Source organism: Bradyrhizobium zhengyangense, assembly GCF_022012435.1.
In the GTDB taxonomy this organism is placed as follows: domain Bacteria; phylum Pseudomonadota; class Alphaproteobacteria; order Rhizobiales; family Xanthobacteraceae; genus Bradyrhizobium; species Bradyrhizobium zhengyangense.
On sequence record NZ_JAKLUA010000007.1, the window covers coordinates 27,076 to 38,364 of the forward strand.

Sequence of the window (11,289 nt, forward strand, 5' to 3'; positions counted from 1 at the left end):
TCTTTTCAATTCGCCTTATTAGTTAGTGCCCTTTGGGCAATTTCACGGCACGTCCGCACCGCTGCGGTGGGTATGCGAGGAGACAGCGGGCCAGGACAGGTTCTCGACGCGCTCTCGGTTGCCGATTTTCGACAGGCATATTAGCTCCGCTTTATGAAAGCGATCCCGTTACCGTCAAACGTCATGGACGGCTTAACGCGCGTGTCAGAATCCGGCCAGAGTGTCGTAGATCGGTCAAATACCCTGATAACTCGACTTGTATATTAGCGATCTCGCCGGCCGGATCTTCTGCCGCGGGAGAATAGCATGTCGAACATCATACAGTTTCGTTTGCAGCGGCATGACGTCGATGCGTCGATCGAACGTTGCGATCGCTCCATCGGGGTCGAGCCCAGCGCGCTGCGCGTCAGCGCCCGGAATGCGCTCAGTCGGTTGGCCGGCCAGTTCGAGCTCGCGATCGAGCACGCCCATCAAATCGAACACCGGATTTGCGATCCGAAATCGCGCCGGGAGTTCTCGGCGCAGATCGAGAGGACGCGACGTCTTCTCGACATCGTCCATCTGAAGATCCTGCAGATCTAGCTGCGCCGCCCGCCAAATTCGATCCAAGCGCCAATTTTTCGGAGAGACAATCGATGCGTACCAATTTGCCTGTTACCGCCACCGAGTATCCCCTGACGGACGAGACGTTGATCGTCTCGAAGACTGACCTCAAGGGCAAGCTGACTTATTTCAACGATCAGTTTGTCGAGGCGTCCGGCTTCACCGAGCAGGAGCTGGCCGGCCAACCGCATAACGTCGTCCGGCACCCCGATATGCCGCCGGAAGCCTTCGCCAATCTCTGGGAAACGCTGAGGGCCGGCAAACCGTGGGCCGGCGCGGTCAAGAACCGCCGCAAGAACGGCGATTTCTATTGGGTGCTGGCGAGCGCGACGCCGATCTGGGAAGAAGGACACGTCGTCGGCTACATGTCGATCCGCACCAAGCTGCCCGCGGACCAGCGCGAGCAGGCCGAACGCGTTTACGCCGCCATTCGCGACAAGAAAGCGGGCGCGTTCAAGATCGAAGCCGGCATGATCCGCAAGCGCTCGCCGTTCGAGCTCTTCTCTCCATTTACGCGATCGCTGAAGGCGCGACTGGTCTCGCTGGTCGGCGTCCTGTCGCTGTTCATGGTCATCGTCGGCTCAGCCGGATTGATCGGCATGAGCCAGGTCAACCGGCACGCCCAATCGATCTACGAGGACCGGTCGGTGCCGCTTGCCCAATTGTTCGAGATCAATGACCGCATGAAGGAGAACTCGCTCGCCGTCCTGCGATCGGCGATCGAAGCGCGCACCGGCCGGGTCTCCTCGGACGCGCAGGGCGTCGTTGCGGCCAACGCCGGCCGGATCGACAAGCTGTGGTCGGATTACATGGCGACCTATCTCACGCCCGAGGAGAAGTCGGTCGCGGAGTCGTTCATGCCGAAACGGGTCGAGTATGTCGAGCGTGGCCTCAAGCCGGCGCTCGCCATGCTGGCCGAAGGCAAGCTCGATGAGCTGAACGCACATATGACCGGCAAGGCTGCCGAGCTGTTCGGCACCGCCAAGGCCGACATGGACCGGCTGGTCGCGATCCAGGTCAAGGAAGCAAAGGCGGAATACGATGCCGCCGAAGGCGCGTTCGCCTTCGCCAACGCGATCGCGATTGTTGCTCTATGCCTGGGCCTGCTCGCCGGCGCCCTGCTGTCATGGGCGTCCATTCGCGCAATCACGCGTCCCCTGGCGCATCTGAACGACATCATGTCGAAAATTGCCCAGGGTGTTTTCAACAGCCGGGTCAACGTCGAGCGCGACGACGAAGCGGGGCTGGCATTGCGCGCCCTCCAGGCGCTTCAGGCCAAGCTTGGCTTTGATCGGGAGTCGCAGCGGGATCTGGAGAAGCGGGCTGCGGACCAACGGCGGATGGACATGCACAGAATGGCCGGAGAGTTCGAGGCCGCCGTTGGCAACATCATCGAGACCGTTGCTTCAGCCGCCACCGAGCTCGAGGCCGCTGCGGGCACGCTGACCGGTACGGCGGAATCGACGCAACAGCTGTCGATCGCCGTCGCGGCAGCGTCGGAAGAGGCCTCCACCAATGTGCAGTCCGTCGCGTCGGCGACCGAGCAGATGTCCTCCTCGGTCACCGAGATCAGCCATCGCGTCCAGGATTCCGCCAGGATGGCGGCTGAGGCCGTCAATCAGGCTCGGCAAACCAACGACCGTGTCAGCGAATTGTCGCGCGCCGCGGCGCGGATCGGCGATGTCGTCGAGCTGATCAACAGCATCGCGGGACAGACTAACCTCCTGGCGCTGAACGCGACCATCGAAGCCGCGCGTGCTGGCGACGCCGGCCGGGGCTTTGCGGTCGTGGCCTCCGAAGTCAAGGCGCTGGCCGAGCAGACCGCGAAGGCCACCGGAGAGATCAGCCAGCAGATATCGGGTATTCAGGTTGCGACCCAGGAGTCCGTCGCGGCGATCGGGACGATCGGAGCGACGATCGGAAGCCTCTCGGAGATATCGGCGGCGGTCGCCGCAGCCGTGGAGGAGCAGGGCGCCGCGACCCAGGAGATCTCCCGCAATGTGCAGCAGGCTGCGAAGGGCACGCAGGACGTCTCGTCGAACATCAGCGACGTGCAGCGCGGCGCGTCGGAGACAGGATCGGCGTCGTCCCAGGTGCTGTCCTCGGCGCAGTCGCTGTCGATCGAGAGCAATCGGCTCAAGACGGAGGTCGACAAATTCCTGGCGACCATTCGCGCGGCCTGAGCGGCGTCCAGTCAGGACGGCGGGCGCGGCGGGAAATCGCCGCGGCCGCTATATTTCTGTAGCGGCGCGCCTCAGGGTTTCGGACGGCAGCTCGCCGTGGAGCCGCAGGTAATCGGCTGCAAAGCGGCCAACATTGTGAAAGCCGCAGCGGAAGGCAACGCCTGTTACCGTGGTCGTCTCCATCGGAGAGCGCAGAAATTCCGCGGCCCGTTGCAACCGCACCCGCTTGGCGAATTGGGCCGGAGAGCCCTTGCCGGCGCGCGCGAACTCGCGAAATACGGTGCGCACGCCGACATTGGCGACGCCGGCGATTTCGTCGAGATCGATCGGCCGGTTCCAATTCGCCTCGATGAAGGCCTCGATCCTGGCGACGACGCTGCGCCCCGCGCTGCGCGGTTCACGCCGGAGCAGATCCGAGAAATTATGTTCATGGCCCAGAAGAAACCTGACGATGAGGTCGCGTTCGAGCTCGGCCTTGGCAAGCGGCGAATATTGATCCGCAAACGTCTCCAGTTCCTCGGCGAGATGGAATACCTGCCGCCTGAAAAGCGACATGCTGGATGGATTCGGATCGGATTCGGCTAGCTCGAGCCGTCGGTCACTTGCATCGCCGGCGAGAGCCTTCATGGCGCGTTCAAGCGCCGGCGTCTCGATGCGCAGGACCAATTGCCGATAGTCCTCGCCAAATTCAAGTTTCAGTCGCGAATTTCCAGGGACGATGGGTGTCCAGGCACCGATCGCGCTGCTTCCGCGCGACGTTGTGAAGCTGGCGCGGCCCTGGATGGAGAAGAATTGCCTGACGTAGTTTGCCTCGGGAAAATTCACCGAGACTGGAGCGTCGTAAGAGCAAAAACCGAGACCGACGGCCGTCAGCCTGGCGTAGTTGGCCCGGATGCCGAAGATTCCGCTCCGTTTGTCGAAACCATCCGCACCGTAGACGCTGAACAGGCGGTCGCGCGCAAGCTCGCTGTCGCGCGAATGCACGGCCTCATACTTGTCCAGATAAGTGACGTCCTTTGAACCCGGCAAACGAAGCACCCGAAACTGCGCGCGCAAATCTACGCATTCGCTGCGGCTGTGCTACCAATCTCGAATTGCATTGTTCGTGGGGACTCGCATCGCTCGACACCAGAGCCGGATCGACGGTATTCCGATCGCGTTGCGCGCTTTTGGCGCATGTCGAAAATCGGCAAATCGACGCTGTGTGGATTTGATGTGGCAGAATCCGGATGACGGTGAACGACCGCTCACGATCTCACGGGTCGCATTCGAGTGACATTCGTCTAGAAAGAATCAGGCCGGATATTTCAGAGCCCGGCTGGAACGAGCGGTGCCGCCTGGCGATCATATTATGCCAGCGCGGCACTGTTCCCGGCGGTACGGCCGTTATGGAATCAATTCCCCGGCTGAAACGTGCAATCCGCCCCGCTGCTGTCCTTCTGCCTGATGGCGTTGGGATCGATCGTGCAACTCAGCTTGCTCAGGCTCTCGAAATTCGATCCCGCCGCGCCATCGGGCGGAATGCCTGCCAGCGCCTCGGTCGCGAAGATCTCGTTGGCGGTGGGGCCGTTTACGGTCCTGACCTTCTTGCCGAATGTCACCTCGCAATTGCGCAACGTGATGTCGACATTACCGGTGCGGCAAACGATCTTGTCTGCGGTCACGACCACAGGCTTCTTGTAGGGAATGTCGGCATTGGCGGCGAACAACATCGCCACCGCCTTCTTCTCGGCGCCGGACAGCGTCGGCGACAGCGGCGCGATCACGCCCGCCAGCGCCAGCGCCGTGGAGCCGGAGATTTTGGAGGGCGTAGCGCCAGCGCCGTTGGCGACGGCGACATGGGCGGCGCCAAGGACAAGGACGGCACAGGCCGGCATCGTGATCTTCATTGGCGTTTCTCCACTTCTGTCACGGTTCTGCTGCCAGACGCGCTTAGCCTACGACAGATTTCCCATCCGGGGGAGGGCTATAGTCACAGGTTGGGGCGAGTGAGCTTAGCGAAATCAGTCGATGTGCACTCGTAAAGGGCCGGACGGAAGTCCATCTCCGAGAGCTCAGCGGACCAGTTGTGCCAAAGTGAATTCTTTGACTTTTGGCCCAGTGGCTGCCCCGGCGGACATTGCGCTGTGCGGAAATTTGGCTTTAGGCTTGGCGGGCAAGCGTCCGAGCGAGGTTGAGGTTATGGAGGGGGAGATCGTCAGCGGCTTCTTGGCGGGAGGCGGCGAGATGGGCGCTTTGACGAGAGAGTTTGACTGGTCAAAGACGTCGCTCGGCTCTCCGGAAACATGGCCGCAAAGTCTTCGGGTGACCGTGCGGCTCGTCCTCACTTCGCGCCACCCGATGTTCATTTGGTGGGGTCCCGAACTCATCCAGTTCTACAACGATGCTTACCGCGAGACGATGGGGCCCGAGCGGCATCCAAGCGCTTTGGGCGCGCGGGGCCGCGAGTGTTGGGATGAGATATGGGACGTCATTGGTCCTCAGATCGAGTACGTCATGGCAGGTAAGGGGGCGACCTGGCATGAGGACCAACTGGTGCCGGTAACGCGTCACGGTCGTCGTGAAGATGTCTGGTGGACTTATAGCTTCGGTCCAATCGATCTCGAAGGCAAAATCGGCGGTGTGCTTGTCGTCTGCAGGGACGTCACATCCGAGCACATGGCAAGGGAAGCGCTGAACCTCATCAACGAAGAGTTAAAGCATCGCGTCAAGAACACTCTTGCGGTACTCAGTGCCGTGGCCAGCCAGACATTTCGCGACGCGTCGAGCAAAGCCGATCTTGAAAAGTATCAAGGACGACTTGGCGCGTTCGGACGTGCGCACGACCTGCTTACAGCAGCAAATTGGGCTGCCGCGCCCCTTCAAGATGTGATCAGCGCCGCGTTGAGCCCTTATAGAACAGGCGAAGGACGGATTGCCGTTTCGGGTCCTCCGCTTGTTGTCAAATCGAGGCAGGCTCTCGCTCTGTCCTTGGCAATCCACGAGCTTGCGACCAATGCCTTGAAGTACGGCGCGCTGAGTGTGACGAGCGGCCGCGTGTCGGTCACATGGACATCAGAAGATGATTCGGGTGTGCCAAAGTTCGTTTTCGTCTGGCAGGAGTTTGGGGGCCCACCTGTGTCGGAGCCGGCCGGTGTGGGCTTCGGTTCGCGCCTCATTTCTAGGGTGTTAAAAGACGATTTCAGAGGCTCGGTTGAAGTGTCGTATGGATCAACCGGACTGATTTGCTGCCTGACCGCTCCCCTCGAAAATCTAGGAAGTTCTTCGGAAGAGCGGTGAAGGCTCTTTGCCACAGCATAGACGAACACGGCTGCGTCGGAACGACGCGGCCGTGTTCTACGCAGGCGGACTGATCATCCGCCTGCGCCAAACGCGATCGGCTAGCTGCTCGGGCCGCCCTGGAGCGCGGTCAGCAGCTTGTTGCCGTCAGGCGCGCCCCAGCCGGTGCAGGCGTCCCATCCGGGACCTGCCTTGTATTGTCCGCCGAGCAGACCGTCGGTGTCGTTGTTGCCGACGGTGATGTCGCGCAGCACGCCTGATGGCCCGAACTTGGAATAGAGCAAGGCATTGAAATTGCCGGACCGTGCGCCGAGCGCGGCGTTGATCCGGGCGATCAGGCTGGCCCAGAGCGGTGCGGACGCGCTGGTGCCGCCGACAATGCCGAGCTTGCCGCCCGACATCGTCAGATAGCCCGTGGCCGGATCGGCATTGGCCGCGACATCGGGGATTGCGCGTCCGGCAAAGTGCTTGGGATTGATCGACTTCGGCACGATGCCTTGCTGCCAGGCCGGGACCGGTGTGATGTCACTGACGCCGCCGCCGGTGCCGCTGCCGGGTCCGTCGTTCCAGACGGTCTCGGTGATCTGCACCTGCTTCTTGGCGTTGGCGCGCGCATGCAGGGTGGTGCCGCCCACCGCCAGCACGTAGGGACTGATTGCAGGGTAGTTCACATGCGCCCGTCCGTCCTGCATCTGTGCTTCCGAGCCGTCGTCGCCGGTGGAGACGCAGAACGTGATGCCGAGATGGGCCGCCGCGAGGAAGCTGTGGTTGCAATGGTCGATCGCAGCCGGTGACCAGATCACTCCGCTGTTGTTGAAGGCCTGGTTCTCGTCCCAGCCCCAGCTGATCGACACGACGGAGGGATCGTTGACGGAATCGCTGACGACCTTCGCGAGACAATCGACCAGACCCTTCTCGTCGAAGGTGGAGAAATAGGTGGCGATCTTGGCACCGCCGCCGAGCGCGCCGGCGACGTTGACGTCCAGCATCACCTCACCGGTCGATTCCGGATCGCCGGCCGGATCGGTCGAGACGCCGTCGACCGCGATGACCGCGACCTCCGGTGCCGGAACGCCGATCTTGCTGAAATAGGCCGCGACGTCGGGCGTCTCCACGCCGCCGCCGAACTCGAGCAGGCCGATGCATTGCTTGCTCGCATCGACCTTGGGGAAGTCGTAGATGGCGCCGAGCTCGGTCGGAATGAACCAGTGCCGCACGGAGCTTGCGAAATCCGGCTTTGCGCTGCTCGCCGAATGACGTGAGCGGTGGAGCACACGATGGTTGTTGAGGCCGAATACGCCGGTGATGGCATCGCCGACTTCGGGGGGGACGTGCACCGGGCCGGTGCGGGCGTGGAAGTCGCCGAGCTTCGGATGGGAATAGTCGAACAGCGTGACGCCGAAGGCGTCGCTGACGTCGTCGACTGTTCCGGCGATGCCGAGCCGCGCGGCGGCGGGCTCGTTGCGGGTAACGACGAGCTTGTGCGCCTTGGCAAAATCCTCGATCGACTTGATGGCCTTGGGATCGGAGCCGTAGCTGCTCGCGAGCTGGTCGCGCGTCATATACTTGCGCTCCTTGGGGAGCTTTTTGTCGAGATCGGACAGATCAGGCAGATCGGCGGATCGCTTGACGCCGACCGTCAGCTCGATCCAGCGCTGGCCGTTGGTTCGGCGCATCGCTTTCGAGCCTGTCGGCAGTTGATGGACAGAGTTGGGAAGTTCGACCATGTGGGGTGTTGCACTAGGGGACATAGTATTTCCTCCTTGTACGGGGTGGTGCGCTGGAAAACTGTTGCGGACGCGGGTCCTGTTCGTTCGAAAGTGTTCAGGTGTTCGAAAATGGATCGCGGCGTGCCGGCGAAAAAGCCGGTACGAAATAGATCAAACCTAAAATAGCAAAGCGACGCGATGCATCCTAGCAGCGGGATGCTGATGCGGCAAAGCCGATCGCGCAGTGCGCGTCTCACAAATGCGTCAGTCTATCGGAGGTCACGCCTCAGCGATGAGCCAATCGATCTGACGTAGTTGGCTCATGGCAATCGTTGCGCGTGCACGGAGGCGCGATGCACGCCGGCGGATGTATCGTGCTGATGGAGAGGTGTCCGAGGTATCAGGCGGCCTTCTTCCGCGAAGCGGATGTCTTTTTCTTTGCAGTCTTCTTCGCAGTCTTCTTCTTCGCAGCCTTCTGGGCGACCAGGTACGCCTCGACCTTCCTGGACGAATGGCCGGCGGCGGCGACGGCAGCCTTCAGCCTGGCCGGCGTGATCTTGAACTTCTTCGACCAGTAGCGGACTTCGTAGGCTTCGCCGAGCGCGATCCGCGTCTTGTCGGCGGCGCGGTGCTTCTGGAGCTTGATGTATGCTTCGACCTTGCTGGCGGAGTGGCCGACCTTCTTGACGGCGTATTTGAGCTTGGCCGGGGTGACCTTGAATTTCTTCGACCAGTAGGCGACTTCGTATCTCTCGGTGAGCGCAATCAGCTTGCGGTCCGCTCCACCCCGCTTGGTCTTGTCGTCGGCCATGCTTCTCTCCTGCCCTGAATCGCGTGCGCATCCAGTCTAGCATGCCATCGGATTTTTGCGGTGCAAGATGCCGCGTGCGTGGCGGTTGTGCGAGGCGGCGGTTTTGCCGCGTCAGCTCAAATGGTTGGGAAGCGCGACGCCTGCTCATCCCGGCAGGGTCGTTCTACTTTGCATGGGGTTGTTTTCGACTTTTTTGCCATTCGCGCGTCCGTGATGGAACCTAATCGCGGCTGGCGCGACTTATCAATGACACGGGGAAACACGTGCGAGGCTGTCATGGCAGAGAAGCATACCGCCGATCGGGCAGAGATCATGCGGGCGACCGGTCATCCTGAGCTGGAATATGCCGCCGGCTGGACCATCGCTGGTCTCGTCACCATCGGCACCATCGTCGCCGCCTGGGTGTTCGCGATCTAGGCCACCGGGAATTGCAGCTCGAAGGCCACGCCGTCATCGGTCGGCTTGAGCCTGATCGAGCCGCCATGGCTCGCCATCACCGCGCGTGCGATCGCAAGGCCCATGCCGGTGCCGCCCTGGTCGCGGCGGGTCGTGAAGAAAGCGTCAAAGATCCTGTCGCGGTTTGGCGCCGAGATCGCCTCGCCATCATTGCTGACTGTCAGCCGCAACGTCGTCCGCTCGTCCACCGCCTCCAGCCTGATTGCCCCCGCCTTGTGCCGCACCGCGTTGTCGGCGAGATGCGACAGCACGATCAGTGCCTTTTCGCCGGACATGCCGACCGGCCGGTCGAGACTGCCGCTGGCCTCGATGCAGCTCGCCGGAAACCGGCTTTTCAGGTCGGCGATCACGGGCGCCAGCTCGGTGCGCTCGTTCTGCGGCAGGCTCTCGGCGCGCGCCAGCTCTCGCAGCCGCTGCGCCATCGCCTCCAGCCGTCGGGTATCGGCGAGGATGTTGGCGATGAAGGTCCGCTGCTCTGATGGCGTCAGGCCCTCGGCCTTGCCTTGATAGGAATCCTGCAACAATTCGGCCGCGCCCTTGATCGAGGTCAGCGGCGATTTCAGCTCGTGGGTGAGATGAGCCGAGAACGTTGCGATATAGTCGGAGCGCCTCGCGAGCTGCTCGGCCATCCCGAGAAAACTATGCGAGAGTTGCGCGAATTCGCGCGTGCCGTAGTGCCGGAGCGGCTGGAACGCCTCGCGATCGCCGCTTCGGATCCGTGCCGCGCGGTCGATCAATTCGCGCATCGGCAGCGTGATGGTGCGCGAGAACACGAGGCCGATCGCGATTGTGCCGAGGATCACCGCAAGCCCCGCCAGCACGAATTTTGCGCGCTCCTGGTACAGATGGTCAAAGATGTTGCTTGGCGTCCGCGTGGTGTAGATTACCCCCGCGACGCGGTTGTTGACGATGACGGGCATCGCCGAGAACACATGCACGCCAAGCCCGCGACTGAAGGAATAGATCGGCGGCGGCGGCTTGTCGGGCACGCGGTTGCGTAACGTCGCGCGGTACTGCCCGTGCAGCGCGTCCGCCACTTCCTCTATATGCGCAAGCGACTGTCCGACCTCCTGCCGCCCCGCGATCACCACGCCTTGTGGATCGAGGATGCGAAACCCCGCCAGCGTCACCTTCTGCGTCTCGCGGATGATCGGCGTCAGCTTGGCGCCGATCTCGACGTAAGCCTGCTGCGCCGGCCGGGACGCGGGCAGTGCGTCCGGCCGTCGACGCAACAAATCATTGGCGGTGAGATCGAGCGCGGGGCGGATCGGCGTGAACTCGTCGCCGGGATCGGGCAGCACGTTCGGCGCAACCTCGGCGCCGAGCGTCAGGCCGCTGTCGAGCCGTGCCGCGACCTCCTGGGCATAGATCGTCGCCAGCACGCGGCTCTGGGCGATCAGCTCGGCCTGGGTCTGGCGGATCAGCTGGTTGTCGTAGAGGCGGAAGAAGAACAGGCCCACCAGCGGCAGCACGGCAACGGTCGCCAGCACCGCGAAGATCACGAGCGCGAGCGATGGCCGCCATTTGTCAGGCGGAGCGCTCACGCCTCTTTCTCGCAGCGGCCGAGCTTGAAGCCGACGCCGTGGATGGTCTCGATCACGTTGTCGCAAGCCAGCGCCGCGAGCTTGGCGCGGATATTGCGGATGTGGCTGTCGATGGTGCGGTCGGAGACCTGGATGTTGAGCTGGTAGGCCGCGCGCATCAGCTGCTCGCGGTTGAACACCGACGTCGGCCGGGTCAGGAATGCACGCAAGATGCCGAACTCGATCGCAGTCAGTTTCAGCGCCGTGCCGGCGAAGGTCGCGACGTGCTGCTCGGGATCGATCAGCAGTCCGCCTTGCGACAGCGCGGCGGGACCGGCCTTGGCCTCGCCATTGCGCGGGCTGAGCCTGCGCAGGATGACGTTGACCCGCGCCACCAGCTCGCGCGGGCTGAATGGTTTTGTGACGTAGTCGTCGCCGCCGATCTCGAGGCCGAGGATGCGGTCGATCTCCTCGTCGCGCGCCGACAGGAACAGGATCGGCACGTCGGAGATTTTGCGGATCTCGCGGCAGACATCGAGGCCGTCGAACTCGGGCATGCCGATGTCGAGCACGATCAGATCGGGCTTGTCGGCGGCAAATCGGGCTAGCGCCTCCTTGCCGTCGCGGGCCTCGATCACGTCCATGCCGGCCTTCTTCAGCGCAACGCGGATGACCTCGCGGATGTGGCCCTCGTCGTCGACGATGAGAATGCGATGCGCCAAAGA

At 62.6% G+C, this 11,289-nt stretch carries 10 protein-coding genes; 4 read left to right on the plus strand and 6 right to left on the minus strand.

The annotated features are described in order from the left end of the window. Positions 1-306: 306 nt before the first annotated feature. Together L6637_RS21680 and L6637_RS21685 are read left to right on the plus strand one after the other, a co-directional pair. Positions 307-582 carry a hypothetical protein gene (locus L6637_RS21680; protein ID WP_237871969.1) on the plus strand — a complete coding sequence of 92 codons (276 nt, stop codon included), beginning with the start codon at positions 307-309 and terminating at the stop codon, positions 580-582. Positions 583-635: 53 nt separating this feature from the next. Continuing rightward, entirely contained in the window at positions 636-2,786 is a 2,151-nt protein-coding gene (locus L6637_RS21685) for a methyl-accepting chemotaxis protein (protein ID WP_237864626.1), read from the plus strand. A gap of 48 nt (positions 2,787-2,834) precedes the next feature. Here the strand turns inward: L6637_RS21685 and L6637_RS21690 are convergent, their stop codons facing one another. Both L6637_RS21690 and L6637_RS21695 read right to left on the minus strand, forming a co-directional pair. After that, positions 2,835-3,815: a helix-turn-helix domain-containing protein gene (locus L6637_RS21690; RefSeq protein ID WP_237864625.1), complete on the minus strand. Its 981-nt coding sequence runs from the start codon at positions 3,813-3,815 to the stop codon at positions 2,835-2,837. 365 nt (positions 3,816-4,180) lie between these two features. Then, on the minus strand, positions 4,181-4,663 hold the full coding sequence (locus tag L6637_RS21695; RefSeq protein ID WP_377803107.1) for a hypothetical protein: 483 nt from the start codon (positions 4,661-4,663) through the stop codon (positions 4,181-4,183). Between the two features lie 223 nt (positions 4,664-4,886). Between L6637_RS21695 and L6637_RS21700 the strand changes: the two genes are divergently transcribed. Further along, positions 4,887-6,065 carry a sensor histidine kinase gene (locus tag L6637_RS21700; protein WP_237871971.1) on the plus strand — a complete coding sequence of 393 codons (1,179 nt, stop codon included), beginning with the start codon at positions 4,887-4,889 and terminating at the stop codon, positions 6,063-6,065. Positions 6,066-6,166: 101 nt separating this feature from the next. On the opposite strand, the gene L6637_RS21705 is transcribed toward L6637_RS21700, so the two are convergent. Both L6637_RS21705 and L6637_RS21710 read right to left on the minus strand, forming a co-directional pair. Further along, entirely contained in the window at positions 6,167-7,741 is a 1,575-nt protein-coding gene (locus tag L6637_RS21705; RefSeq protein WP_237864622.1) for a S53 family peptidase, read from the minus strand. Between the two features lie 433 nt (positions 7,742-8,174). Continuing rightward, complete coding sequence (locus L6637_RS21710; protein WP_237864621.1) at positions 8,175-8,585, minus strand: DUF3606 domain-containing protein; 411 nt, start codon at positions 8,583-8,585, stop codon at positions 8,175-8,177. 276 nt (positions 8,586-8,861) lie between these two features. Between L6637_RS21710 and L6637_RS21715 the strand changes: the two genes are divergently transcribed. After that, the gene (locus L6637_RS21715) at positions 8,862-9,002 is read left to right on the plus strand and encodes a hypothetical protein (RefSeq protein ID WP_237864620.1); all 141 of its coding nucleotides are present in this window, start codon (positions 8,862-8,864) and stop codon (positions 9,000-9,002) included. On the opposite strand, the gene L6637_RS21720 is transcribed toward L6637_RS21715, so the two are convergent. Continuing rightward, positions 8,999-10,585: an ATP-binding protein gene (locus L6637_RS21720; RefSeq protein ID WP_237864619.1), complete on the minus strand. Its 1,587-nt coding sequence runs from the start codon at positions 10,583-10,585 to the stop codon at positions 8,999-9,001. The two genes, L6637_RS21715 and L6637_RS21720, sit on opposite strands and share 4 nt — an antisense overlap. Further along, the gene (locus tag L6637_RS21725) at positions 10,582-11,286 is read right to left on the minus strand and encodes a response regulator transcription factor (protein WP_237864618.1); all 705 of its coding nucleotides are present in this window, start codon (positions 11,284-11,286) and stop codon (positions 10,582-10,584) included. Before L6637_RS21725 ends, L6637_RS21720 begins: the two co-directional genes overlap by 4 nt. Positions 11,287-11,289: the final 3 nt, after the last annotated feature.

Coding starts and splice junctions, on each gene's coding strand:
- L6637_RS21715 (WP_237864620.1), top strand. CDS start 8,862: ATGGCAGAGAAGCATACCGCCGATCGGGCAGAGATCATGCGGGCGACC.
- L6637_RS21710 (WP_237864621.1), bottom strand. CDS start 8,585: ATGGCCGACGACAAGACCAAGCGGGGTGGAGCGGACCGCAAGCTGATT.
- L6637_RS21695 (WP_377803107.1), bottom strand. CDS start 4,663: ATGCCGGCCTGTGCCGTCCTTGTCCTTGGCGCCGCCCATGTCGCCGTC.
- L6637_RS21685 (WP_237864626.1), top strand. CDS start 636: ATGCGTACCAATTTGCCTGTTACCGCCACCGAGTATCCCCTGACGGAC.
- L6637_RS21680 (WP_237871969.1), top strand. CDS start 307: ATGTCGAACATCATACAGTTTCGTTTGCAGCGGCATGACGTCGATGCG.
- L6637_RS21705 (WP_237864622.1), bottom strand. CDS start 7,741: ATGCGCCGAACCAACGGCCAGCGCTGGATCGAGCTGACGGTCGGCGTC.